We start from the raw sequence: 25,377 nt of genomic DNA, 5'->3' as shown, positions 1-25,377 counted from the left end.
TACTTCATTGGACGGCTGTAGTGGTTTTCCCTCTACCGACGCAAATATCGTGTAGTAATACGTCACTCCATTTTCTACATCTGTATCTGTATACGTTAATGTACTCGGATCTATTTGACCACTAATTATCGTTGTTGATTCTCCGGGGGTTGTTGATTTTCCAACTAAATATAATCTAGCCCCTTCCACTTGATCCCATTCCAATGTCACTTTAGAAGCTCCTGAAGTAGCTGTTAATTCTATATCAGCGACTTCTGCAGATACACTCAAGGGTAGTTGCACTCCACCTAATATGATTGAAAATATCAATAATAACATTATAAATTTCTGTTTCATATAAATTTCCCCTTTTACTAGATTAATATTGTCATAAAATTCTAATAGAATGCTAGTCATATATCACCCCCCAAAACCTAATTCAAACTATTCCTAGTATAATACTATGGATTAAGATTAAAAAAAATACAAAAATATATGTTTCTATTAATTATAATTGCTTTATTTTATTAAATAGTGACTCTAATCATACTATTACATATTAATATTTTTTATTTATGTAAATAAAGATTTGAAAAAATAATAATCAAATGGAATTTACCCTAGCAATTAATAAAAAGCACTACATGTACACATGAACGAAATTGTTATTTAAATATAGTTTAGATACTTAATATAATTGACTTTTTAAATGATTTCAAGGATTCAATTTTATTAAAAGAATTTTATAAAGATAATAACACTTTCCAGAGTTGGTTTAAGTGCATTTTAAATTAATTGTACTTTTTCCTCAAAGGATGCTCTTACTCTTTCGTATGGTGATTGATTTCTGAAACCAAGTGGGACCGTGTGATCGATAAATAATTTCTAATACTTGACCATTACAAATCCTTCTATTAGACATGAATCTATCTCATGTAAAGAAGCAGATAGCATACAAAGATTGATCTATGCATCCTTGTATTATTGCTTTCAGGAACAACCATTGACGAGTAAAACGAAAAACGATGAATAACCTTACTTCCCTGCCTAAATCGGGTAGTTATGAAGATTTAATTTATGAAACTTAAACTATATTTATACGCAGGAAAGTAAAGGAGGGCTTTAAATGTCATACACAGGAGTAAAGTATTCGTTAGTTATTGGGATATCGGCGTTTGCTTTAACATTTTCGGTGACTTTTCTTATTAATTCACCCACCCTTTTTTCCACAGGTATAGTTGTAGGGTTTTTCATATTTGAAACTAGTTATAACTTTTTCTTTAACAAAGAAAATCATAAGTATGAATTTTGAGGAAATGGAATTTTAAAAAAACGCGACTTAATAGGATATTGATAGTAGCTCGAATTCAAGTCTTCCATACACGGGCATGAATGTGGAAAGACACATGGAGAAGATAATCGAACTTTTTATAAAAACAACCCTTAATCTTCAAGAAAAGAATCCATTTTGATCAATCTTTTTCAAAATGGATTCTTTTTAATAGCGAGAATATTAAGGTTTATAAGCGGTTTTTGTTCAAACTTTACTCCAAAGCAACAGTAGTCGTTCTTTCTTTATATCAAATTTGCTTATATCGTAAAGAGCATAGTAACGAAAGGTAATTACTCTATTTCGAATACTTCAGGACTAAAGATTTGGACGCTTCCCGTTTCGCCTGAGCTAAATCCTGCTGGATAAAGGGTAGCTCTGAGCCAATCCGCATCTGTATCAAACGATCCTATAATACTAAATTCTTGCCATTCATTTGTCACGTTTACCGTTTTCACAAAGTCGTTCTTCCCATCAGCTCCATTATTACCTTGACTTCTTAACCGCAATGTAGCTTGATGTGGTTCATCCGCACGTAACCAAACACTAAAAATATACTCGTTATAAAGAGGGTTTACATTCATTGTTTTATTAATATAGCCATTAGAGGATGTTGCAGCTAAGTTTATCACCCCTAAATCACCATTTTCATCAGGAAAACGATTGGCTGAACCTGTCATTTCAATGTTTTTATAACCTATATTTGTTAAGTTTATGTTATGAGCGTCCGTCCATAAATTTGGATCACGATCGATTTGAATTTGTCTATATAAATTGTCGCTATATTTAAATTCAGGAGCTAATGAAGCATTCCACCCTTTCTCCTTTAGATTGTTTACTTTTGTCTGCATCTTATTCCCAGGTATCACTTTATAGTTTCCTATTAATTGATAAACTCCACCTATAAAAGGAAGTCCTGAATCGTTACCAAAAGTGAAGGAATCTTCCCAAGAATTTGATTCTGTAATAGTTTGACCCCAACTATAGGCATAGCTAAACTCGTGATTGATTTCATAGGTTGCAGTTACAATATCAGTAAACCCTGCCTCTACCCCTGCGGATAGCCCTAATGTATATGAAAATTCATTGGCTGTCTCTAAGTCTACTCCGTACTCCGAAGAAAATGTTTTTGTAATTTCATTTCCATTATTATTCGATACAGCATTTTCTACTAGCTTCCAGTAGCCATCAAATTGGATTTTTGTTCCTTCCGCTTTTCCCGAGTCTTTATGATATCGAATTTGCGTAATAAACCCTTCAGAACTCATTGGAACTTCCGAATTCGGGTTTAAACTTGCAAGCAAATGCACCCATTTTTTAGAAGCTAAGTATTTTTCTTTTCTTTGGTTATCATATAAAACAAATTCATACGCATTATTATTCATATTCCATAATTGGCCCCATGTCATCCCCTTTCCATTCGTTTTTTTGATGACATTTATTCCTACATATTCAACAACATCCCCTGTACCGGTAACAGCCCTATCTTTTGTATTTTTAGGAAGACCCTTATCGTAAGAATCCCATGGTAATATATCCTCTAATGGTGGAAGTAATGTTTTTTGACTTTTATTATTGTTATCGATCCATTCTACTTTCCCATTCTCCAGCTTGAAATCTTTTGTCGTAATAAATGATTCAGGTATTTCAGAAGCAATAGTCCTATTAGGAATAAGTGAAGCGTAGATAATTACAAAAGCTAGCAAAACAGAAACGACTAACCCTTTTATTTTTTTCATTTTTTTCTCCTTTTTAAGTCAGAATATTCAGTATTTTAAAGACACTTTTTCATAACGTTTCAGTTTTCCTTCGCACAATATCAAACTCTATACACAGTTAATCGTGCTAAGAAATGAATAAATCACTCACTTTCTATTTTTTCCCTCCATTTCTAAGTATTATAGATTGCGATGAACAGTTAATAGTCTAGTCGAATTTTGTCGTTTTGTAAACATGTATATACAAGATTTTAATTAAATTTTCAGTAAATTATATTGATATACTATACGAGTTTAATGTGTAAAAGAATCCTTGAAAAGGAGTGAAAGTAAAATATGTTAATAGGTAATTCAATCATTCTTTTATTCCTAGCAGTCGTCACATTTTACAATGCTAGATAAAACCCTAATTAATTGTTAAATCATCCAATTATTTGTAGTAATATGGGTGTTTAAAGGGGATTAAAAAGATGAAAGGTGTTATCCAACATAAATTTGGTGGAGCGGATGTACTTGCTTATACAGATATTGAAATGCCTAACATAGGCGAAAGTGAAGTGTTAATTATGCTGATATAAAAACACGCATAGGGAATAAAAGGAATGGAAATTTCCCTCGAATACTTGGATTGGATGTAGTGGGCGTAGTGGAAAAAGCTCCCCCTAATTCACCCTTAACAAAGGGTGACCTGGTAATTGAAACTTTTAAAGATGAAGTTTTAAAGGAGACAAATAATAATGGGGCTAATGTAATTTTTGACTCAGTTGCGGGAGAAGTTACAAATAATAGTTTAGCGTGTTTAGCATTATATGGTACACTTGTTCAATTTGGCAATAGTAGTGGGAAAGCTGGTGTTTTTAAAACAAGCGATGTTCATCGTAGCTGTAGGAATGTTAAAGGATTTAGTTTAGGAACGACTCGAAAACATAACCCTGAACGATTAGCACCCCTTGCAAAAAAAGTCATGTCATTATTCGCTGCGAACAAAATTTCTCTTCCCGTTGCAAAAGTATTTAATTTAGAAGATGTAGCGGCCGCCCATAAATTAATTGAAAGTCGCAATTATCATGGAAAAATATTGATCAAAATATAACTAAGGTAATGACTAAATAGATGTAGGTACTACTAGTAACATTATTTTCGAAAAGTATTATAAGTGCACTTTTTCAAAAAGTGATTTTATTGTTGTTTCAATCATTTGAGAATCAATACCGTATCACCTGATGCACCCCCATTAATTATGGAGAGTTGACGGTCCATTCGAATCATCTAGTTGGCTTTCTACCGGCTACCATATGCCAACCCGACTGATATTTCCATTTTAACCTTATAATGACGTGGGCCCACCACATCCTGAGAGCAATCTGTGCGACAAGTCCACCATAAAAAGAAGTTCATTTCATATCTGAATTGAACTTCCCATGTTTTTCCGAATGTATGTTTTTAGCCTTACTATCAATAAATAATAGGCTTTAATGTATTTTTTACACTAACTGTAATGCTTCAGTGATGGACATTTGTCCTGAAAGTATTTCAAATGTCTTTTTATAAGTGTTTTGTAAAGTTAATGATTCAACTAACACTTTAGCTACATCCTCTCTTGCTATACTACCGGAATAATCATTTAGCTTTTGTGCAAGAGTAATCTTGTCAATTCCATCATCATAGGAAAGTCGACCAGGTCGAACAATAGTATAGTTTAATGAACTATCTTTCAAGTATTCATCAGCAATTCCTTTAGATTTAAGGTAAACTTTCATGGAATCAGTAGGGCCCATTTGAGGATTGTCTGCTCCAACTGAACTTAACATAATAAAGCGTGTTACACCTAGCTTTTCTGCTGCGTCTATCAGTTTCATTGCTCCTGCCTCATCTACTGATTTTGTTTTATCCGCTCCCGTTTTAGAACCGGAACCTGCAGCAAAGATTATGGCATCACACCCTTGCAGTGCCTGTTCTATATCTTTTTCTAAATCCGCTAAAACCGTTGCTTTAGCTCCCAATTCCATTAGGTGATTTGCCTGTGTTTCATCACGAATCATTGCAATCGCATGATGCTCTTCACTACGTCCAAGGAGCTGAATAATGATTTGTCCAGTCCCTCCATTAGCACCTACAACAAGTACATTCATCTATGTCCTTCTCCTTTCAAGCAGTAATTGATTCCATTCCATTGGATATTATTTCCACGATTAATCCTACCATACATTTATGGTGTTTTACACTTATATGCTTATACGTGTCTAATAACATTCACCTTGATTGTTTCTACGTTCCTTCACCAAAGTGATATTCTTGCTTCAGCGTTCACTTTTCCTGTTTATTTCTTTCATAAGATGGAAATTCTACTGTTAGGGAAAACACAATCAGCTGGCTATGGATTCACGAATAATATCATTCTGTATTATCTTTCAGGCTGAGGAGTAATATGTTTAAACCCATACTTTCAATTAAAGGAGAAGAGATATGAATCATTTAGTTCTTTATGCACATCCAAATCCAGCAAGCTTTAATCATGCCATCTTAGAAACAACGGTAAAAGCATTAGAAGCTAAGGGAGAAAAGGTTATTGTCCGAGATTTATATACACTAAATTTCGACCCTGTTTTAAAAGGAAGTGACTTTGAGGCATTTCATTCTGGACAATCCCCTGCCGATATTAAAACGGAGCAGGATTATGTCTCAAATGCTGACGTCATTACGTTAATCTTTCCAATTTGGTGGACAGGTTTACCGGCCATTTTAAAAGGATACATTGATCGTGTATTCGCCTATGGATTTGCTTATGCATACAGCGAAGATGGGAACATCAATAAACTGCTCACAGGAAAAAAAGGAATAATTATTAATACACATGGAACGCCAACAGAGATTTATGATGCAACAGGAATGACAGATGCACTACGAAAAACTTCAGACGCAGGTATTTTTGAATTTGTTGGCATCGAACCGTTAGAACATTTATTTTTTGGCAGTGTTCCCCAAGTAGATGACAATGCCCGTAAAGAAATGCTTACCCAAGTAGAAGCAAAAATTAGCTCCCTTTTCTAATAGTGTTAATAGCTCTAGAAACGTAAGCCCTCTCGTTCTAGAGCTTTTTTATATCAAAACCATTATTGTGCAATAATTACCCCTATCCTATTTTTCTAGATAAGTTAAACTATCTTCGTTCACATTTTTTGATTTGCAAACGGTACTCTTTAGGAAGTTGTTGACAAACAACTTTTACGTCTTCCTCAAATAAGCTATCACTCTGCTTTGTTTCAATACTGAATAACGGTTGGACTTTTTAATTGGAATACGTACTCATATAACGAAAAAAGGACACCCCTCAACCACTGCGTCAAACACCAAGTTTTTATAATAAATAGATCATTACATTAATCATACACATATGTTTAATTGTAACGGAATCGCTTTACCACCCAACTAATCTCGTAAGAGGAAAAATATTTGATTATGACCATTATTATCGATCAATGGAATAGTGCTTTCTGTTAAAAAAATTCACAAACCTTTAGGAATAACGCGTCTAGAGTGTAACGAAATTTCCCTCAGCAAGTACCTTTTAACAATGCATTCATATCTTAATTGTAAAGTGCTTTACGATTTGCACTGAATTTTCTTTTGGAGGGAAAAACAATTGGAAAATCTTGAAATTATAAGTGTTAGAGAAGTACTATGCGGATCATCGTCAACATACTTTATTCGAGTAAGACGAGGTGAAGGGGTAACAGATTTAGAAGTAGGTAGTGTAGACGTTATTCACCAACTGAATATGGTATTTGGAGTACCGTACCATGACGAAGAACCACATGCTGACATGGAAAGTCTGGAAATTGTTTGGCTTAGAGAAGTACCATGTGGGGAAAAATCTTTATTTATGATTACGCTAAAACGAGGCGATGCTGAAGCGGAAATAGAGGTTCCGACAAACTCGGCTAATATTCTTCACACTTTGTTATTAGTCCCTTTTATTGAAGAAGACTAACAATCACTTAAGGCACTCACATTCGTTACTTTGGAGTGCCTTGAGTGATATTATTCGTTTTATAAATGTGGTCAAATTTCTTCCACGTATTACATTCCTGTCATGCAGAAAGTTTTCTGCATTCCTCTGAGCAAGTAAAGCAAGCTTCGGCACAATCTTGGCAATGTTGGTAATCGTGAGCTTTACACTCCTTCCCACAAGCCTCACAGATCTCTGCACATAAAGCAAGAATTGGCACAACAAAAGTACTGCTCCTTTGCATATACTGCAGAGCTAACGTTGTCATTTCGGCACACTCCCTGTTTAATTCGATACATTTCATCATCATGTGATCTTCTTTTAAACAGGCATGATAACACACATTACAAGCTTCTAAACAACGATAGGTTGCTTCAATACATTTTTTATACTCTGCATTCATTCATAAGTCTCCTTTAACTCATTCTCTTTCCCTTCATTTTCCCTCTATTTTTCTTGATTATACTTCTATTAATAATTTGTGATATTTATTAATAAAAATATGTGATAGTAGAAGAATATAGGCCATTTCATACTCGTCTAATGACGGACCATTTGTTAATACAAACGAACAAGGGTCGTATAATCTTTGAGCCGTTAAAGGGACAATTCCTTTCGTTAATACTCCTAGTCTTTTATTTTGGATAGAAAAGGCCGCTTGAATTGAATTTATTTCGACAGAAAGTCTATCGTCTAATTGCATTCCTGAAAGTATCACACTTCCATTAGACAAATAACCGTGTAAAATAACTGCATCGTTATGATACACAAGAAAGCGGTATTCGCCATTTTTACTCAAATAAGCTTTCGATACGTATTGTTTTTTTCCGTCAATTGTATAGAAATTTACTCCATATTGATTGGCAGGAATTGCGACAAGCTGATGAGCATTAACACCATAATGAGGCTTCTTCATTTCTCCCTTTGCTCGTGTCGTTTGATTTTCGTATAATAAACCAATCAAAATAAACGAGGTCCCGATTATCATACTTGTACTATATATAACATCAATCTTTTCACTTAGTAGAATGAGGTAAAGAATACTAGAGAAATGAATAACCATTCCAAACTTTGCGTTGCGCTTCGCCTCCTGGTCATAGACATCAACGATTGTCATAGTCGTCTCCTTTTTACATTCTAGTAAAGCTTATGCACAAATCGCTCAAATTAGTAGAGTTTTGTATATAATCAAGAAACGACAAGTCCATCTTTTAGGCATAAAAAAGAGCAAGGAGACCTCACTCCCTACTCTTTTTCTTTTGGAACGATATTGAGCTTCAACTATAATTGTCAGTGTGTTTTAGTATTTTTCGAGGAGGTGATGGGGTTCTATAAAATTGTCCATTCGTTCGATAGCTTCTAATCCATCTTCATATCCATCCTCATATAATGTAGTCAATTTTTCGGGGTCCCTCTCCATTCTCCCCACTTTTAAAGAGTGTTTAGGACGAATAATCATGACGTTTCCTCGCTTTTCTTGTTCTTCAATATATTTAATAGACTGATTATACTGAAGATGACGCTTTTGCATCGTTTCAATTAAGTTTGGAAAGTTATTATATTTCCTTTTGAGATAAAAAGAAAAACGAGAAGGCTTTTTCCTATATCCTTCATTTCTCGTTAATATGACGATATTTTTGCTAAACCCATCTGCTTCAGCCTTACGAATTGGAATTGGGTCCGCTATCCCTCCATCTAATAACTGATTAGATTGAAAATTGACGGTAGGTGCAACAAAGGGGAGAGAAGCGGTTGCACGCAACACACGTAAAAGGTCATTGGTATATTCTTTTCTAGAAAAGTACAATGGTTCACCTGATTGGCAGTCGGTTGTTCCAATAATAAATTCGGCTTTATTCTTTCTAAAGGCATCATAATCATACGGTACTAATTGATTCGGAATTGTATTAAAGACAAAATCCATGCCAAATAATTCTCGTTTTTTCCAATAATTCCTCCAAGATAAATACTTAGGATCTTTTATAAAACCTATATTCACCTTTTTATTTCTTCCTTTTTGTTTTGAAAGGTAGGATGCAGCATTGCAAGCACCTGCTGATACACCAATCAGATACGGAAATTCTATGTCATTCTCTAAAAAGGCTTCTAAAACACCTGCCGTATATACACCTCTCATTCCTCCACCTTCAAGGACTAATCCTATGTTATGTAATTGCACCTTCCTCACCTCTTGTTGAAATACCGTTTCTTTATGACAAATAACATTTATTAACAGAATGTTTTCAATAATATTCACTAAACGCATTACGAATTGAACTGCTTACTTATATTTTATCATGAATCGAATCAAAAAAAGGTTGATGAACTAAACAAAAAAGCTCTATTAAGAGCTTTTTTGTACTTTTTAATATTTCCTCTATAACAGACGCTTGCCAACCTATCAATGGTAACAACTATGTTAAAAGAACAGTTGACAGAGTTTGTCTTTCTACAATAAACGAAATACTAAAGGGATACGGTATCTCTCCCCTTGATACGCCTTGATTGCACCAACAATTGTAAACACCATTACTAGTAAACCTACAATTGGTGCTAAAACAAACCCTATTAATACGATGGTCAGCAACGCACTTATAAAGCCATATACTGCGTATGAAATTAAGAAATTAAGATATTCTCTACCATGATAATCAATAAAGTCCGAATCATTCTTTTTTACTAACCAAATGACTAATGGTCCGATAAAAACGGTAAAGAAACTAATACCATAGATTAAAGCTGCCATTATTTTATCATTGTTTGACGGCATAGCCTTCACTCCTTTCTAGCTGTAAATATATTACCCTTCTACTATACTATACGAACACGAAAAAAATAAGTTTCATGTTCTTTCCACCAAGTGCTTGAATATATGTGTAAAGATACGTTGTCCATAAGGAGTGACAAGAATGATTTCGATGATCGAAGCATTTTTCCTAGGCGTTATTCAAGGCTTAACTGAATTTATTCCTATCTCAAGCACAGGCCACCTTTATTTAGGGCGGCATGCATTTGGATTAGATGAAGCTGGGTTATTTTTAGATACGATGCTTCACCTTGGAACGTTATTAGCGGTGTTCGTTGTCTTTCAAAAAGAACTGTTCTATATTATTCGCCATCCATTTTCTAAGCTCTCCGGTTTAGTCATAATTGGTACCTTTCCAGCTGTTATCGTCGGTATTCTATTCGAAGATTTTTTTGATAAAATAAGTCAGACTGGCAGTACGATTGGTTGGGAATTTCTCGTTACTGGACTCTTTTTATACTTCGCTGATGGTGTACGAGCTGGGCATAAATCACTTGATGATATCCAATTTCGGGACGCTTTATTTATTGGTACTTTTCAAGCTGCAGCTATTTTCCCAGCGCTTTCGCGATCTGGGTTAACGATAGCAGCAGGCCTTTTTCGCAAGCTAGATCGTGGAACCGCCGCTTATTTTTCCTTTTTATTATCCACACCGGCTATCCTCGGTGGTGTTTTGTTTCAAAGCAAGGAAATGTTTAATGGGCATTATGAAACCATTGGATTACAAGCCTTACTGATTGCAACGATTTCCTCTGCTCTATTCGGATACATCGCCATCGTTTTTATGATCAATTTATTGAAAAAATCATCATTAAAAATATTTTCATATTATGTTTGGATCCTCGGAGGATTTATTCTTATTGCACAGTGGACAGGAGTTTTTTAAGGAGGTTAATATGGAACAATTTTTTACAAACATCGTTTTATTTTTAGGAGATTGGAATTATATTGGACTAGCTTTTTTATTAATGATTGAAATTATTCCAAGTGAAATTGTCTTAAGCTATGGCGGCTATCTCATATCCGCACAACAAATTCATTTTTTCGGTGCGCTACTAGCAGGAGTGATTGGTGGGACACTTGCGCAACTATTTTTATATTACCTAGGAGTTATCGGAGGAAGGCCTTTTTTTGATCATTATGGAAAATGGTTGTTTATTTACCCAAAACATTTAGAAGCTTCCGAGAAGTGGTTCGAACGCTATGGAGCTATTGTCGTTTTCTTCGCCCGATTTATTCCTGTTGTACGCCATGCCATCTCCATTCCCGCAGGAATTAGTAAAATGAGACTTTCTACTTTTACGTTATATACAGTCGGTGCCATGATTCCATGGACGGTATTATTTCTTTTACTTGGAATGAAGTTAGGGGATCATTGGGCTGAAATTGAACAAATAGCCTCTGATTATATTAAACCGATCGTTGCTTTCGCATTTACATCCCTTTTGATTTTCTTTTTATGGAAGTCAAAAAAGCGAAATAGATAAATGACTAAACCTCTTTTTTTCTGAACCTATCGAGTAATGCCTTCATACAATAAGACGAAAGTATTTTTTTAAAACGGTGAGGGTTTTATTATGCAAATTCTATTAAAAAACGCCAATATTTACCCTATAACAGCTTCACCATTTTATGGTGACGTACTTATTGACGAAAAAAAAATTTCGAAACTTTCCCCTTCCATTCCCCCACTTTCCCATATGAATGTCATTGACTGCCGAAAGAAACCATTGTTTCCAGGCTTTATAGATGTTCACACCCACCTTGGGCTTTATGACGAAGGAACCGGGTGGGCTGGCAATGACGCCAATGAAACAATAGAACCCATTACCCCACATATTCGAGCCTTTGACGGAGTCTATCCTTTAGACCCTGGCTTTCAAGATGCTCTAGCTTACGGAATCACAACCGCTAACATTTTACCAGGGAGCGCAAACGTTATTGGTGGAACATCTGCTGTATTGAAAACGGCAGGTAAAGACGTTTCTAGTATGATGGTATTACCCCATTCCGGATTAAAAATTGCTTTAGGAGAAAATCCGAAACGTATTCATTCAAGTGGAAAAGAAAATTCCATTACTCGAATGGGGATTATGGGGATGTTACGTGAAGCATTTTCACATGCTTTTCACACAACAAATGATGAAAGTTTACGTACTTTCCCCATCACTAAAGCGTTGAGAAGAGAAATACCTGTTAGAATTCATGCTCATCGTGCGGACGATATTTTATCAGCTGTTCGTTTTGCGAAAGAGTTCAATCTGGATTTGCGAATTGAACATTGTACAGAAGGACATTTGATTGCTGATGAACTCGATTATCTAGATTTAAAGGTATGTGTTGGTCCAACGATTACTCGAAGATCAAAAGTTGAATTAAAAAATAAAAGTTGGAAAACCTATTCGACTTTAATGAACCGTGGTATCGAAGTCTCCATTACTACTGATCACCCTTACACCCCGATTCAATATTTAAATGTTTGTGCATCCATTGCAGTAAGAGAAGGATTAAGTGAAGATCTAGCCTTAAAAGCCATCACAATTTATCCCGCGAGAAATCTAAAAATCGAAGACCGAGTAGGCAGTATTGAAGCAAATAAAGATGCAGATGTAGTACTTTGGAGCCATCACCCACTCCATTATATGGCCAAGCCAGTATTGACGATTGTTGACGGAACGATCGTCTACCAAAACATGTAGAAATGTAAAAACAATAACGAAACTCAATGAAAGAAAGTCGCGAAATCGATTCCATTCATGTATAGAAGCGTTGGTAAACCATTAAATGAACGAATCAATTCGCATATTGACGATAGTATGTGCAATTGAGGGAAGGCAAATGGTGCGCCACCGATGATTTTTCTCGGTTCTAGTGGGTTCGATTCCCACCCCGAAATTTTTTATGTACTTAATGAAAAATTTCGAGGGTGGAATATCCGAATCTTAAAATGGACTACCCTCTAACGGAGGGATAACTTTGTTAAAGAAACGTGACTTACAAGAATGTCCTTCATTATATGAGCTATTGGTGCATCCTGATGTCTTCCCTTTTGTACGAGAAAAAGCGTATTCATATGATGAATTTGTATTCTTAACGAATAAAAACTTAAACGCAGAAGAAAATGGACAATTAATCTCTAGAACCATTTTAGATGAATGGGAAAACCCGATTGGGACTATTAGTTTATTTGATATTAACGAAGGGGCTGGCTTCCTCGGGACATGGTTAGGTAAGCCGTACCATGGTAAAGGCTATAATGCTATGGCAAAGGATGCATTTTTCCAAGAACTTTTTTTTGAACTTAACATGGAAACCATTTTCATGAGGATTCGAAAAGAAAACCATCGCTCACGAAAAGCAGTCGAAAAACTTTCATATGTCGTAAATGCTAACCATTCTCGACCTACTCTCTTCAACCAATTGAATCCTCACGCTATTCTGTATGATTTATATGAAGTACCGAAAGACTTATATACCTTATTCCATATTAGTGGAAATGAAGCGACTCAAAGCATTCAGGCCCTTGAAGCATAGGCCCCTTTTTAGGAGGACCTTTCATGAAAATAACCGAAACGAATGATTTTCAAAAAATCGCCCAACTAAATAAATCCGTGCAACAACTTCATGCGGAGCTTTATCCTGACCACTTTAAAAAAAGTACAAACGAAGAAGTAGAAGCTTTTTTCCAATCGATTATCGATTTTCCACAATTCATTTTTTTATTAGCCAGTTTTGCTGAAGAAGATATCGGATATGCTTGGATTGAATTTAGGCACTATGAAGAAACCCCATTTACGAAAGCTTATCAAACCATTTATGTACATCAAATTAGCATCGATCCAACACATAAAGGAAAAGGATACGGATCCAAATTAATGAGTGCCATTGAGAATTTTGCATTACAACATGGAATTTCTAAAGTTGAATTAGATTATTGGGTCCAAAATACCGTGGCCAAGGCGTTTTATGAAACAAAAGGGTACCAAAAATACCGCGAAGTAGTTTGTAAGGAACTATCCTAATAGAAAAGTGCCCCTCAATTTTCGAAGAAATAGAGGGGCACTTTTCTATATATACGTATTGAAATTATTATTCGCCTAGTTGCTGAGTATTATAAACAAAAAAGCTAACGAATTTAATTGTATGTACTACCTTATTAGCTAAAAACCTTACTGTTCTCACGCTGGTTTTCTTCCCTTGTAATAATACCTTCTTCATTAATTAGTTTAATAGGCTCACAATTATTAATTTTGAGCTTTAATGTTTCCTCTTCACTTAAGTTCAGTAAAAATTTCAGTATACACTTCATCGTTATGGCATGAGAAACGATGGCGACATTATCAAAGTCATGTAGGTTTATATTACTAAAAAATAATTTTACCCTTTTCATTACATCTGTATAACTTTCACCTTGAGGGGCTTTCGTCACAAAGCTATGTTTGAAGTCTTTGTACTCACAATCAGAAAAAAATTTTTTATATTCTTCTTTTGTTGAAATGTCGAGTAACCTTTTGCCTTCAAAAACCCCTAATGATCTTTCTCTTAACAAAGACGTTTTATGTATATCCATTTTTGGAAAAATGATTTCTGCTGTATTTACCGCTCTTGATAAGTCAGAAGAAAACACTCTATCAAATCGCAAATGTCCAATTTTATCAAACAATCTTAGAGCTTGCGCTTCTCCATTTTGTGTGAGGGAGGTATCATACTGCCCCGTGAACATTGTATATTTCTCTTTATTCATAACATTCGCTTCTGTTTCCCCATGTCTGATTAAATAAATATTCATTCATTTTTTCCTCCAAAAAAGTTTCGGATTGAATAGGAAGTAGTGAAGCGGCTAACCAATGAGAAGTTGTAGTAGAGTACATTAACCCTATATGATCAATAGATTACGGAATGCTACTTCTTTTCTACTAAATGGAAGTAGTTCCCTCTTTATTTTTATGTTTCTTCCTACACTGGCCATGTTACTTTAGTTTTAAAGTAATATTGTCCCCATCCGCTTCATCACTCTTCATGATATTGACTGTTTTCTTATATCCTTTTAGTTCCACACTTCCGTTCACACTTTCCCTAATAACAGTAAGCCCGGTGAGGTCGTCAATACTTTCTCTTCCACTCTCACTTAATATTTGCTTCTGAATCTTTTCATCTGCGCGATAGGGAATAAAAACTATTTCCAATTTGTATCTTTGTGCAAGCCTTGGTCTTCTAAGTGTCATTTCAATGGTTCCATCCTCTAGAACATGGGAACCTATCCCAACATCATTCGGCTCTTCTTCTACTGTAGGTTCAATGTTCCCTGTCTCGATTTCTTCTCTAGAAAATCCTCTGTATGGTTTCAAAGTAGGAGATAAAAAGCTTTTAGTTGGGAGGTTTGTGTCTCCTTTTACTATCATGTTTTCACCATCAAGCGTTACCTTCAAATTTATCACAACATCTGGATTCCCTAAATCTTCAATTTCCCCTGCCTCTTCCTGTTGCTGGACATCTGCGATTCTGCGGTGCTCGCTTTGTTTTTCTTTCTGAACAAGATTTTGAGCTGATGGATCAAACATGATCCGACAACCAGTTAAGAGGAAAAGGGAGAAAATGAGAAGGAAATAGATTACTATTTTGTTCGTCATCTTCATAACACAACACCCATTCGTTTTATTAAAATACTATTTACTAACAATTACCATTATTGTAACATATATATTGGTAGAATTGTAAATGTAATGGGAGGATTATATGAAGAGTAGATTATGGGAAACACCTTTTCACTTTTTAATAGTATTGATAGGATTATTTTTACTGAGCGGTATTAGTGCTTTGTTAGATTATGATACAGAGCTTGTCATAAATGTAGGTGCCTACGTTTTAAGATTGTGGGAGACAATTGTTGAACTCATGTCACCATCTTCTATAACCATTTTCTGGGGAGAGAGTCAGAGGACTTACTCGATGCTAGAACTTTTTCTAACTACTTATCCCTATTCCTTCAGTATTTTGTTTATTTCATTTCTCGTTGCGGTTTGTTTTTCCGTTTTCATTAGCTATATCATGATGCTTCTGCCAAAGCGAAGCTACAAGTTAGCAACTAAAATCGTCAATGTTCTAGATGCACTGCCAGATGTCTTTCTGGTCGTATTGTTCCAGCTCTTTATTATTTGGTTGTTTAAACAAACAGATATCTTATTGTTCAATATCTTTGCGGTTGGTGAAGAGAGAACGTATTTCTTGCCAATCCTATGTCTGTCATTTTTACCTGTTCTCTTTTTACTCAAGCAGTTCTTGTTTCAACTGAATGAAGAAAAAAGTAAGCCTTACGTAGAATTTTCATTTTCAAAAGGGTTTAGAAAATCCTATACTGTTTGGTATCATATGTTCCGTAACGTTTGGATCCATTTCTTTTTTCATCTAAAGTCAATTTTTTTGTTGATGCTATCTAATTTGTTAATCATTGAAACGTTGTTTAATATAAACGGTTTCATGACAGTATTGCTGCGAACCGCCACTACTTCCTCACCTGCCTTTTTCCTTGGAATGTTACTGGTGTTTGTTCCGTTCTTTTTTGTTTTTACGATGGGATCCTGGATTTTAAAGAAATGGCTGAAAGGAGGAGAATCTCATGCATAGTTGGATCTTGAAACGATTAACCTTCCCCCTTCTAATTATCATCGGTTTGCTTATCGCAAGCTTCCTAGTACCGATTCTTTATCCTGAATATGACGAGATAATGGACTGGATGACAGATGAGAAGGGAAAATTAATTGCTGCACCACCCTTTTCAACCGATGAGATGCCGCCTTTAGGAAGTGATAAGCTAGGAAGAAACTTCCTCCTAATACTACTTACCGGCGCAAAATATACCTTGATGGCTGCCGTTGTCATCTCCCTCTTCAGAATGATTTTAGGTTTTGTATTTGCTCTATTTTATACATTTCTCCCCGCGTTTTTCACAAGAACCATAAAAGGATTTGGGGAAACTTTTCAATATATTCCGCTTGCTATCATTGTATTTTCTCTACTTATCCCTTTAGATGGAGCCTTCCAAGCGGGTTCACTGCCTTCTGACCGTTACTTTTTTATTCAAATGATGGGAATCGTAGCCCTCACATTCCCTTCTCTTGGTATTTACCTTGGAGAAGAAATGAAACTGTATATGAATCAAGAGTTTATTGAAGCATCAAAATCAATTGGCGCAAATCGTTTTCAGCTAATGAAAAAACATCTGCTCCCGCAGTTTCGCCGCCATTCAATCGTGTTATTTTCAGAGCAAGTTTCCCAGACACTCTCTTTACTAATTCAATTGGGCATTTTATTAATGGCTCTTGGTGGGATATCAACCGTAGACTTTGCCTTCATGTGGGATCCGAGTAATCCTGCGAGCTTTTCACAAACGAATGAATGGGCAGCGACCATCAGCTTAAATATCAAGCAAGCTTTCATCAACCCTATACTAGTTATAGTTCCATTAACCCTTTTTGCCATTCTTATTTTGTGTGTTAATTCGATAAGCTCTACGTTAAGGCGCGCTCTAATCGATCATGACTATTCTGTAGTGAAAAAAAAGAAAAAAGATGAGAAAAAAGTAGCAGAGACTACTGTTTCAAAAGAGCAGTTTACGTTTAAGAATTAACTATACCATTTGAGGTTTGATCTAAACTGGTAAATGGAATGAGGGCCACTGCTGCAAATCTATTGTTCCAGTCAATGGGATTCCACTATATTAACTTCATTTAGGACAGCTTTGACTCTAAGCAAAGCTGTCCTAAGTACTTTCATCACCTTAAGCAGACGATAGCTTAGTGAATAGTATATGGATAGAGGAATCGATTGGTCAGTTTAGAAGGTTATGAAGGAGAAAATCCGTAGCAAGACTGGTATGCGATGACCAAACCCTTATTAAAATAACAAAGGGGCTTCATTTCGTTATTTGTCCCTACAGTTTTAAGAACACTAGTAAATATTTTTATATTATCGCTCTGTTAAAGATTAATGTTGATATTTATTGAAATAAATAGGACTTCCAATTATTTAGGAGACCTATGCAACATTAATTTCATAACAACTTATTTCTAACTCTATCCCCATTTCACCGATTAACTTTAATGCTTTTGACGGCAAGGTAAAATTGCATTGTCCCTCATAAAAGACACCCATACCTGCACCTTTAGTTGAATAATGAAATAACCTTTATACAGTATACTTAGATAACCTAAGTGTATCCTATGTATTTGGAATTACATTCTTTTTAAATATCTATCTTTCGTTGTTACTTCGTTTCTCAAGTGAAAGATACTCTCTAATACTTCAAACCAAGCAAGGTAATGATTCAGATACTTGGTTCCCACACTGTTGACCAGTTCGAGATAATGTGGATGAATAAAAGGTTTGTTTGAAGGAAAGTGTAAAAGGTAGTTGTGTCAGTTTAGCTCACCTTTTTGCTTGCCATCCAAACAAACCTTCATTTTTTTGATTCCTAAATACTAATTTTTCATTTATTAAGGATTGATAAAAAATGAAATGTCATCATTCTCTAAGTCAAACGTTTTTGCTTGAACGTTTAACCCACTCTGTAAATTCATTTCTGTTAGTGCCAAGTAAATGGACTCATCATTCGGTTTAATGTGAATCCATTCAGGCATATCATATGTTCTACTAATCACATTTAAGACAGTGGAAACAGGTAAATTCATACCTCCTAAAGACATTGTTTTTTGGATTAACGTGATATCACCATTTTCTAATACTTTTGGTTCAAAGGTCATTTGAAAATCGATTGAGCTAGGAAAAAACGCCATTTTTCCGAATAACTCGATATGGTCCGTTAAGTCTACAAAATATTCCACTGAACCATTTTGTTGCTGTTCATTAATATATTGCTGAATTACTTCCGTTAAATTTTCTTTATTGGCTGTTAGTTCTAATGGGTTCGTTTGACTTGAATGGATTTCTTTTTTTTCAGGACTTGACGCTTCAATTGGTTTGAAAAGAATATATGACATCACACTCACGCCCATTAACATGATTGAAAGTAATGTAAAGAATGCCACCTTCCACCTATTTTTCATTAGATTTCTCCTTCTATTTCTCTAGATTTTTTTCTACGACTTTGCCGAGTCTTATACTTAATCGAAAAGAGTGCAGGGATAAAAACCGGTAGCATGATAAAGGTTAATAAAGTTAAACCTATAATGACAACTGTGGCAATTTGAGTCAATGATAAGACACCAGCAGGATACATGGCTGCAAATGTGCCACTAAGAATGACTGCTGCTGAAATTACCACATTCCCGATTTGTTTTTTTGACAACAGCAGTGCTTCGACAGGAGGAAGGTGCTGATTTTCCTTATAACGCATCATTAAAAAGATACTATAATCTACCCCAAGAGCCGTAATCATGATAAATGAGAAAAATGGAATGGTCCATGATAACCCATCATACCCAAAGGCATTCACAAATAACAATTCTGTCATGGATAGTGCCGTATAGTAGCCTAATATTAACGATCCAATAATCATGACCGGAGTCCAGAATTCCCTTAAGATGACGATAAGAACTAATAGAATTCCAATTAGCATGAATGAAACAGTCCGAATAAAATCATCTTTAGCAATCGAATCTAAATCATTATTTATTGAAGAAATTCCACCAATAGCAAAGCTAGTATTCATATGTTCTACTGTTTGAATCTCCTTTGTTATCAATTCGTCTACTTCATCTATAATAGCCATTGCCTCTTGTGAATACGGGTCCACAGATAATTCCAGCGTCATTTTGACTAAATGGCGATTTTCAGACATATACTGATCAAGAACTTGCTGGTATTCACCCTCTAGCATTTCCTGTGGAATCGTGAATGTCGAAGCATCTTCCTCAACCGTTAACTCTTCTAAATAACTTGTTGCTTCCATTAACCCTGATGAGATTTCATCTAAACCTTCTGTACTTTTGGTTAATCCCTCTTCTAATTCCTTCATACCTATCGATAGCTCTTTCAAACCACTTTTCAGTTGAAGTTGACCATTTTGCATCGTTCCAAGACCTGCTTGTAAAGACGCCATATTCGTTATTATGGCCTCTTGTCCTTGATTCCCTTCGTCAAGACCCTTCGATAACTCACGAAGATTTTGTTCGATTTCGATTAATCCACTTGAAATTTGAGCTTGCCCATTTGTTAAGCTTGATAAGCCTTCATTTGCTTGTTGAAACGATTTATTCGTGTTTACGAGTTGGTTATTAAGTTGTGCTAAACCATTTATCATACTTTTTAAAGACTCAGAAGTTGAATCCAATATAGCATGTAGCTTCATCATATTGGCATCTTCTTGAAGCTCAGGATAATCGTTTTGAAGCTCCGTAGCGACTAATTTCAGTCCCTTAATCGTTGACTGAAAAGCTGACAATTGATTGGAAAGAGTCAAATAGCTGTTTCCCATTAAGGTATAGCCATTTTGTAACTCCGTATAGCTCGAATGTAAATCCATTGTTACGGTATTTAATTCCGTCATGCTCGTTTCGATTGTGGCAACCGAATTGGCTAACTGTAAAGAACCATTTGCTCCCCTTGATACACCTTCACCTACTGTTTGAAGAGCAGCATTCAATTGATCTACACTATCAATCATTTCTTCTGTGCCTTTTATTAATTCATCTACTTCAGAAGAATCAGATGGTCCCGATAACTCTTCACTTGCTTCTGATAGCCCTTCTGAGATTCCATCAATGCCATCATTTGCGGATGAAAGCCCTGAACCTACTTCGTCAACCTGATTCTCCATGTATAACTCTTCAATTCTTTCTCCCTTTGGTCTAGTTGGACTATAAACTTTTTCTACGCCCTCTATTTCATTTATTTTCTCCGTTAAGTCGTCAATCCAATCTAATTGTTCATTTGTATTAAGTGGTACATCAGATTTTATTACAACCGTAGAAGGCAAAGCTTTCCCTTGAGAAAATTTTTCTGAAAGAATAGCAAACCCTTGCACAGACTCATAGGAATCACTTACTTCCTCAAGACTGTTATAAGATGATTCACTATTTGAAAGCACGATTACAGGAATCGTAACGATGGCCACAATTATCAACGATATGAGAGGTCTAGCAATTGAGAATCTTCCTAACCTTATCCATATTTTACTTTCACCATGAGAATGGTTTTGTTTAACTGGCCAAAACATGAACCTTCCTAGCACCATCATAAAAAACGGCATCAGCGTGTATAAAGCGACAACTAATGTGGCAACGGCCACTGCTACTGCAACCGAGGATTGGAACACAGAGAATTTAGCGAAACCTAAAATACTAAAACCAACAAACACCGCTAACGCACTGTATAAAACGGTTTTTCCTGCCGTTTTAAAGGTTTGGATAATCGCATCCTTCACAGCTATCCCTTTGCTTAATTCCTCCTTAAATCTGCTCAATAGTAAAATGTTATAATCCGTTCCAATTCCAAATAATACTAAGATTAAAAATGTTTGAGTCGTAGTAGAAAATGGGAACTGAAGCTTATCAACGAGATGCGCGACAATACTCAAAGAACATATATACGTAATACCCACCGTTAGTAAGGAAATGATGGGTGTTACAGGTGAACGAAAAACGAAAATTAATACCACAATAATAAAAAGCACGGTAAATACTTCTGTTTTCTTTACCCCTTCACCTGCCGTTTGAATTTGATCTTCATTAATAAATTCATTTCCTGTTAAATACGTTTGAACTTCACTATCCTCTAACTCCGTTTGGAGGTCTTCACGTAATTCACTAATCTTCCTATCTGACCTATCCATATTAAGAACAGCCATAACCGTTGTTTTGTCTTCAGATACAAATTGATCAGTCAATTCATCATTTACAAAATGCGTAGCAATGGCATTAATGCCTAATTCATTTTCTTTGACCTTTAATTCTTTTATCTCATTTTCAATACTTGTCATTTGCTGTTCCGTTAGTGCTGTGTCTTCATGAAAAACAAGTACAACATCCACTCTATCCGAATCTGTTGATTGGTTTTCTAATTCATTGATCAACTGTTTCGACACAACAGAGGAATACTCATCTGGAATTTTCGGTTGCCCTTTCTCTCTCACTAATTGATCGACATTTGGCATCGTTGTGAACAATATAAACGTAATAATAATCCACAGAAGAGCAATCCCCCATCGATAATGAACTATATGCTTCATCATGTACCCCCTAAATAAGTGATACATTCAAGTTATCATCGAAACATAAAACGAAAATGAAATAAAAATAAAGAAAAATAAAGATTCGATAATAGAAACTGTTCAAGATAGATTTTCGTCAATATATAAAGCGGTTATAGCGCATTATGCAAAAAGTGAGCCTCAAAAATTGACGTTCCTTTCTTACTCAGTGGATAATGTTGGAAAAAGCCCTGTATTTAAATGACTTACACTTCAAAGGAAACTCTTTACCCTTTATGTAAATTGATATAATTTATAGTCTCCGTTATTTGATGAATACCTTAAAATATTTCCATCGGCTGGTACACCTTCAAAGTAGGCGCCTATACATCCCGTTGTACACCGATGTCCAGATAGTAATATATTCAGTTCTCTTTTTTTATTTTGTTCTTCAAGTTCAGTCATGAAACGAAAAACACGTTTGATAAAATGACTAGGTTCTTCCACCCCTTTATATACACTTGAATCTGGAATATTTCCGTCCATTTTTACATCTTTTATTTTGATTCTGTCCGCTTCACCTAAATCAAAGACGTCTAAACTTGGATCCACCGTCGCTTTCAAATCTGTTACTATCTCAGCTGTTTGAATGGCTCTTTCTTGCGGTGAGGAAAAGACTAAGTCAAATTTAATCGGTTGCAATTTATCTCTTAAATTATTCGCTTGTTCCACCCCTTGCTCATTTAAAGGCAGTCCTAATCGTCCTTGCATTCTTCTTTCTTTATTTAAATCCGTTTGTCCATGCCTGACAACATAAATCATTTCTCATCCCCCATTTATAGCATGTTACTTAAGAATCTTTGCTCACTATAGGCAACGTAACCTTAATTCCTAAACCACCTAATTCCTTTGATCGATAAGCATAAACCGTCCCCTCGTGACTTTCGACAATCGACTTAACAATGGCAAGACCTAGCCCGGTCCCTCCCTTTTCTCTTTGTCTAGATTGATCGACAGTGAAAAACTTTTGAAACAAAAGCGGGTAGTCTTCCTCGTTTACACCGACCCCGTTATCTTCCAATGTGATAACAACTGAATCCTGCTTTTCAATTCCTTCTAGCTGAATGGTTAGTTCCTCGTTTTCAGCATATTTAATCGAGTTGCTCACGATGTTTGCAAATATGCGACGTAGAAACTTTTCATTACCTAAAATGGTTAGTTTATCAGATACATTATGTTTCCAGTTGAAAGTATAGCCTAAACCTGATAATTCAGCTTCATACTCTTCTCCTATTGAATGTAAGAAATGACTAATATTCATTTCACTACGATTCATTTCCTGTAAAGCAATAATATTCTCAGCGTAACTGGAAAATTCATTTACAAGGTCTGTCATAAAGGTCGATTTTTTTTGAACAACCTTCAGAAATTCTTCTCTTTGCTCAGAAGTATGATTTTTGGATGAAAGTGAAAGCTCTAAAAACCCACTAATTGTCGTCAAAGGGGTTTTTAAATCATGTGCAATGGCCGTTAACATATTCGTTTGTTCAATATGCACACGTTGAAGGCGGGACTCTAATTCATAAAAACGATTGTATAGTTCCCCTATTTCACCTTTTCCGCTCATCTCGATTTTCGGTAACGTTTCATGTAAATTAACTCTTTTAAATCGGTTGATTAAGTTCGTAATAGGTCGTGTAATCGTGTCGTGAAAATAGAGCGTTAGTAAGATAGAGATAATAATATTTGTAATTAATACAAAGAGAAACATATCAATCGCTAGTCTAAATATTTCATTATTTATTTCTTCTAACTTCCTCTCAGCAGATAAAAAAAGAACAATTTCCTCTCCGTCAGATGTTTTAACTGGTAACCAGCGATCACCGGTTGTAATTTCTTTTTCAATGGCATTAAATTCATAGATGATATCCTTGAATTCAGGATCAATTAATTTAATGATTAGCTCTTCTTTTTCTCCGAGCTCTTCTAAATAACGAACAATTTCTTCTTGATCAGGGTACCGCTTTCCAACCTCTTGAGCAATTTGACTATGCTTGTCAATAAATGCTTGATTGCTTTCAGATATTTCGCTTGTAATCTTCTCCCTTACTTCAATTTTGATGTAAAGAAGAACGACAAAGAAGAACAGCAGAGCGATGATAAGAAACAATAAAGGAATGTGATATTTTAACTTCATTGTGCTTTTCCTTCGAGTGAAAACTTATATCCTACTCCCCATATCGTTTTAATATAATCATGATCCTTACCCAATTTTCTCCGAATGTTTTTTATATGCACGGTAACATTGTTAAGGTCCCCATAATCCGCTTCCCAAACGTTTTGATAAATTTGTTCTCGGCTAAATACTTGATTCGGATGTGTTGCTAAAAAATCGAGCAATTGAAACTCCTTCGTTGAAAAATTTAGTTTTTCTCCTTGAAGGTAGACCTCATACGTATTTTTGTTTAACGATAGAGACGAAAAATTGGTCATGCTCTCTTGCTCCTGTGTTAATTCGTCTAATATCCTATCCATTTTCCTAAAATGAGCCCTTACCCGAGCAACTAGTTCGTTCACATTAAATGGCTTTGTAATATAATCATCTGCTCCTATTTCTAAACCGATAATCTTATCAATGTCACGATCCTTTGCACTAAGAAGTAATATCGGTATATTACTTACCTCTCGGATTTTTTTACACACTTCGATGCCATCCATATGAGGCATCATTATGTCTAAAATGACAATGTCTATTTTTTTATTTTGAAGGATTTCTAATGCTTCTTTCCCATTATGTGCATAAGTTGTTTTATAATTTTCAAATTTTAACGATTCTGATATCAGCATAACAATATCTTGATCATCATCCACGATTAATACCGTTCTTTCCATTCAACCTATCCTCCTACCTCAAAATGTACTATTTGGTCATTATTATAAACAAAGTGTAGCTCCAACTATGCAACCACTATCTATGTATTCTGACTACTATACTCATGAAACGATGACAATTCATTTACCTACCTAAATCGTTACCATTTCTTCTATTATATCCTACACACTCTTTCATATCTTACTTAAGCTTAAACCTTTGATAATAAAACAAAAGGAGCAATTCTATCCTTTACAGATGGATTTTCAAGTTGCTCATGCCTATAAAGATAACAATTATTACTGTGAAACACCATCGCAAAGAGAGCAAATTTGATAGACTCAGTTCAACCGTCATACGAAGGACTATTATTAATCAAAAAAACCACTCAATTAGGTAGTGACCCCTGAAAGTTAGAGTTTTAGTTATACTGCTATTAGGTTGGTTTGAGTTCGGTATTGTACTGGACTTAAGCCAGCCAATTTTACTTTTATTCGGTCGTTATTATAGTAATCAAT

General features: G+C 35.3%; 24 protein-coding genes and 2 pseudogenes. 10 read left to right on the top strand and 16 right to left on the bottom strand.

Features of this window, described 5'->3' with window-relative positions; genetic code table 11:
• Positions 1–336: pseudogene (locus tag WAK64_RS16650) on the bottom strand (hypothetical protein); the annotation flags it as partial.
• A gap of 1,266 nt (positions 337–1,602) precedes the next feature.
• Positions 1,603–3,048, bottom strand: coding sequence for a hypothetical protein (locus tag WAK64_RS16645; protein ID WP_336588126.1), 1,446 nt, complete (start codon positions 3,046–3,048; stop codon positions 1,603–1,605).
• Positions 3,049–3,601: 553 nt separating this feature from the next.
• On the opposite strand from WAK64_RS16645, the gene WAK64_RS16640 reads away from it, so the two are divergent.
• Positions 3,602–4,120, top strand: a complete 519-nt coding sequence (locus WAK64_RS16640; protein WP_419465964.1) for a zinc-binding dehydrogenase — start codon at positions 3,602–3,604, stop codon at positions 4,118–4,120.
• 391 nt (positions 4,121–4,511) lie between these two features.
• On the opposite strand, the gene WAK64_RS16635 is transcribed toward WAK64_RS16640, so the two are convergent.
• Entirely contained in the window at positions 4,512–5,159 is a 648-nt protein-coding gene (locus tag WAK64_RS16635) for an SDR family oxidoreductase (RefSeq protein WP_336588124.1), read from the bottom strand.
• 334 nt (positions 5,160–5,493) lie between these two features.
• Here WAK64_RS16635 and WAK64_RS16630 point away from each other — a divergent pair, with 334 nt between their 5' ends.
• Positions 5,494–6,078, top strand: a complete 585-nt coding sequence (locus WAK64_RS16630) for an NAD(P)H-dependent oxidoreductase (protein WP_336588123.1) — start codon at positions 5,494–5,496, stop codon at positions 6,076–6,078.
• A 592-nt stretch (positions 6,079–6,670) separates the two neighbouring features.
• Positions 6,671–7,018: a hypothetical protein gene (locus WAK64_RS16625; RefSeq protein ID WP_336588122.1), complete on the top strand. Its 348-nt coding sequence runs from the start codon at positions 6,671–6,673 to the stop codon at positions 7,016–7,018.
• Between the two features lie 100 nt (positions 7,019–7,118).
• Here WAK64_RS16625 and WAK64_RS16620 read toward each other — a convergent pair whose 3' ends face one another.
• The 4 genes from WAK64_RS16620 to WAK64_RS16605 all read right to left on the bottom strand — a co-directional run bounded on the left by WAK64_RS16620 (position 7,119) and on the right by WAK64_RS16605 (position 9,806).
• Complete coding sequence (locus WAK64_RS16620; protein ID WP_336588121.1) at positions 7,119–7,439, bottom strand: four-helix bundle copper-binding protein; 321 nt, start codon at positions 7,437–7,439, stop codon at positions 7,119–7,121.
• A gap of 57 nt (positions 7,440–7,496) precedes the next feature.
• The gene (locus WAK64_RS16615) at positions 7,497–8,153 is read right to left on the bottom strand and encodes a hypothetical protein (RefSeq protein ID WP_336588120.1); all 657 of its coding nucleotides are present in this window, start codon (positions 8,151–8,153) and stop codon (positions 7,497–7,499) included.
• A gap of 183 nt (positions 8,154–8,336) precedes the next feature.
• Positions 8,337–9,302 (bottom strand): patatin-like phospholipase family protein, encoded by a 966-nt coding sequence (locus tag WAK64_RS16610; protein ID WP_336588119.1) that lies wholly within the window; start codon positions 9,300–9,302, stop codon positions 8,337–8,339.
• Positions 9,303–9,485: 183 nt separating this feature from the next.
• Positions 9,486–9,806 (bottom strand): DUF4870 domain-containing protein, encoded by a 321-nt coding sequence (locus WAK64_RS16605; protein ID WP_336588118.1) that lies wholly within the window; start codon positions 9,804–9,806, stop codon positions 9,486–9,488.
• Positions 9,807–9,948: 142 nt separating this feature from the next.
• Between WAK64_RS16605 and WAK64_RS16600 the strand changes: the two genes are divergently transcribed.
• The 5 genes from WAK64_RS16600 (at position 9,949) to WAK64_RS16580 (ending at position 13,864) form a co-directional block, all read left to right on the top strand.
• A complete protein-coding gene (locus WAK64_RS16600) occupies positions 9,949–10,728 on the top strand; it encodes an undecaprenyl-diphosphate phosphatase (RefSeq protein ID WP_336588202.1) in 780 nt (259 codons plus the stop codon).
• 10 nt (positions 10,729–10,738) lie between these two features.
• Positions 10,739–11,329 carry an undecaprenyl phosphate transporter UptA gene (gene uptA, locus WAK64_RS16595; protein WP_336588117.1) on the top strand — a complete coding sequence of 197 codons (591 nt, stop codon included), beginning with the start codon at positions 10,739–10,741 and terminating at the stop codon, positions 11,327–11,329.
• Between the two features lie 90 nt (positions 11,330–11,419).
• The gene (locus WAK64_RS16590) at positions 11,420–12,541 is read left to right on the top strand and encodes an amidohydrolase (RefSeq protein ID WP_336588116.1); all 1,122 of its coding nucleotides are present in this window, start codon (positions 11,420–11,422) and stop codon (positions 12,539–12,541) included.
• Between the two features lie 277 nt (positions 12,542–12,818).
• Positions 12,819–13,376, top strand: coding sequence for a GNAT family N-acetyltransferase (locus tag WAK64_RS16585; RefSeq protein WP_336588115.1), 558 nt, complete (start codon positions 12,819–12,821; stop codon positions 13,374–13,376).
• A 23-nt stretch (positions 13,377–13,399) separates the two neighbouring features.
• Positions 13,400–13,864 carry a GNAT family N-acetyltransferase gene (locus tag WAK64_RS16580; protein WP_336588114.1) on the top strand — a complete coding sequence of 155 codons (465 nt, stop codon included), beginning with the start codon at positions 13,400–13,402 and terminating at the stop codon, positions 13,862–13,864.
• Between the two features lie 134 nt (positions 13,865–13,998).
• Here WAK64_RS16580 and WAK64_RS16575 read toward each other — a convergent pair whose 3' ends face one another.
• Positions 13,999–14,631 carry a histidine phosphatase family protein gene (locus WAK64_RS16575; protein ID WP_336588113.1) on the bottom strand — a complete coding sequence of 211 codons (633 nt, stop codon included), beginning with the start codon at positions 14,629–14,631 and terminating at the stop codon, positions 13,999–14,001.
• 181 nt (positions 14,632–14,812) lie between these two features.
• Positions 14,813–15,478: a hypothetical protein gene (locus WAK64_RS16570; RefSeq protein WP_336588112.1), complete on the bottom strand. Its 666-nt coding sequence runs from the start codon at positions 15,476–15,478 to the stop codon at positions 14,813–14,815.
• Positions 15,479–15,578: 100 nt separating this feature from the next.
• On the opposite strand from WAK64_RS16570, the gene WAK64_RS16565 reads away from it, so the two are divergent.
• Positions 15,579–16,466, top strand: a complete 888-nt coding sequence (locus WAK64_RS16565; protein WP_336588111.1) for an ABC transporter permease subunit — start codon at positions 15,579–15,581, stop codon at positions 16,464–16,466.
• Positions 16,459–17,469, top strand: a complete 1,011-nt coding sequence (locus WAK64_RS16560; protein ID WP_336588110.1) for an ABC transporter permease subunit — start codon at positions 16,459–16,461, stop codon at positions 17,467–17,469. Before WAK64_RS16565 ends, WAK64_RS16560 begins: the two co-directional genes overlap by 8 nt.
• A 590-nt stretch (positions 17,470–18,059) precedes the next feature.
• On the opposite strand, the pseudogene WAK64_RS16555 reads toward WAK64_RS16560, so the two are convergent.
• From WAK64_RS16555 to WAK64_RS16525, 7 genes and pseudogenes are all read right to left on the bottom strand, one after another.
• Positions 18,060–18,190: pseudogene (locus WAK64_RS16555) on the bottom strand (IS1595 family transposase); the annotation flags it as partial.
• 144 nt (positions 18,191–18,334) lie between these two features.
• Positions 18,335–18,904: a YpmS family protein gene (locus WAK64_RS16550; RefSeq protein ID WP_336588109.1), complete on the bottom strand. Its 570-nt coding sequence runs from the start codon at positions 18,902–18,904 to the stop codon at positions 18,335–18,337.
• Complete coding sequence (locus WAK64_RS16545) at positions 18,904–22,029, bottom strand: MMPL family transporter (RefSeq protein WP_336588108.1); 3,126 nt, start codon at positions 22,027–22,029, stop codon at positions 18,904–18,906. Before WAK64_RS16545 ends, WAK64_RS16550 begins: the two co-directional genes overlap by 1 nt.
• Before the next feature lie 252 nt (positions 22,030–22,281).
• Positions 22,282–22,809, bottom strand: a complete 528-nt coding sequence (locus WAK64_RS16540) for a histidine phosphatase family protein (protein WP_336588107.1) — start codon at positions 22,807–22,809, stop codon at positions 22,282–22,284.
• A gap of 28 nt (positions 22,810–22,837) precedes the next feature.
• Positions 22,838–24,184: a sensor histidine kinase gene (locus WAK64_RS16535; protein WP_336588106.1), complete on the bottom strand. Its 1,347-nt coding sequence runs from the start codon at positions 24,182–24,184 to the stop codon at positions 22,838–22,840.
• Positions 24,181–24,879, bottom strand: a complete 699-nt coding sequence (locus WAK64_RS16530) for a response regulator transcription factor (RefSeq protein WP_336588105.1) — start codon at positions 24,877–24,879, stop codon at positions 24,181–24,183. The genes WAK64_RS16535 and WAK64_RS16530 overlap by 4 nt, the downstream gene beginning before the upstream one ends.
• A 405-nt stretch (positions 24,880–25,284) precedes the next feature.
• Positions 25,285–25,377 (bottom strand): IS3 family transposase (locus WAK64_RS16525; protein ID WP_336587352.1); only part of this gene is annotated, 93 nt, incomplete at its 5' end.

Origin of the sequence: Bacillus spongiae (assembly GCF_037120725.1) — a bacterium.
Lineage (GTDB): Bacteria > Bacillota > Bacilli > Bacillales > Bacillaceae_K > Bacillus_CI > Bacillus_CI spongiae.
Note: the sequence above shows the minus strand (reverse complement) of the source record. Positions and strands in the feature narration are given on the sequence as shown.

Bases quoted from the DNA above. Each gene is read 5' to 3' on its own strand.
- WAK64_RS16545 (WP_336588108.1), bottom strand. From the start codon at position 22,029: ATGATGAAGCATATAGTTCATTATCGATGGGGGATTGCTCTTCTGTGG.
- WAK64_RS16635 (WP_336588124.1), bottom strand. From the start codon at position 5,159: ATGAATGTACTTGTTGTAGGTGCTAATGGAGGGACTGGACAAATCATT.
- WAK64_RS16540 (WP_336588107.1), bottom strand. From the start codon at position 22,809: ATGATTTATGTTGTCAGGCATGGACAAACGGATTTAAATAAAGAAAGA.
- WAK64_RS16590 (WP_336588116.1), top strand. From the start codon at position 11,420: ATGCAAATTCTATTAAAAAACGCCAATATTTACCCTATAACAGCTTCA.
- WAK64_RS16575 (WP_336588113.1), bottom strand. From the start codon at position 14,631: ATGAATATTTATTTAATCAGACATGGGGAAACAGAAGCGAATGTTATG.
- WAK64_RS16565 (WP_336588111.1), top strand. From the start codon at position 15,579: ATGAAGAGTAGATTATGGGAAACACCTTTTCACTTTTTAATAGTATTG.
- WAK64_RS16605 (WP_336588118.1), bottom strand. From the start codon at position 9,806: ATGCCGTCAAACAATGATAAAATAATGGCAGCTTTAATCTATGGTATT.
- WAK64_RS16645 (WP_336588126.1), bottom strand. From the start codon at position 3,048: ATGAAAAAAATAAAAGGGTTAGTCGTTTCTGTTTTGCTAGCTTTTGTA.
- WAK64_RS16580 (WP_336588114.1), top strand. From the start codon at position 13,400: ATGAAAATAACCGAAACGAATGATTTTCAAAAAATCGCCCAACTAAAT.
- WAK64_RS16610 (WP_336588119.1), bottom strand. From the start codon at position 9,302: ATGCGTTTAGTGAATATTATTGAAAACATTCTGTTAATAAATGTTATT.
- WAK64_RS16630 (WP_336588123.1), top strand. From the start codon at position 5,494: ATGAATCATTTAGTTCTTTATGCACATCCAAATCCAGCAAGCTTTAAT.
- WAK64_RS16535 (WP_336588106.1), bottom strand. From the start codon at position 24,184: ATGAAGTTAAAATATCACATTCCTTTATTGTTTCTTATCATCGCTCTG.
- WAK64_RS16615 (WP_336588120.1), bottom strand. From the start codon at position 8,153: ATGACAATCGTTGATGTCTATGACCAGGAGGCGAAGCGCAACGCAAAG.
- WAK64_RS16550 (WP_336588109.1), bottom strand. From the start codon at position 18,904: ATGAAAAATAGGTGGAAGGTGGCATTCTTTACATTACTTTCAATCATG.
- WAK64_RS16620 (WP_336588121.1), bottom strand. From the start codon at position 7,439: ATGAATGCAGAGTATAAAAAATGTATTGAAGCAACCTATCGTTGTTTA.
- WAK64_RS16570 (WP_336588112.1), bottom strand. From the start codon at position 15,478: ATGAAGATGACGAACAAAATAGTAATCTATTTCCTTCTCATTTTCTCC.
- WAK64_RS16530 (WP_336588105.1), bottom strand. From the start codon at position 24,879: ATGGAAAGAACGGTATTAATCGTGGATGATGATCAAGATATTGTTATG.
- WAK64_RS16560 (WP_336588110.1), top strand. From the start codon at position 16,459: ATGCATAGTTGGATCTTGAAACGATTAACCTTCCCCCTTCTAATTATC.
- uptA (WP_336588117.1), top strand. From the start codon at position 10,739: ATGGAACAATTTTTTACAAACATCGTTTTATTTTTAGGAGATTGGAAT.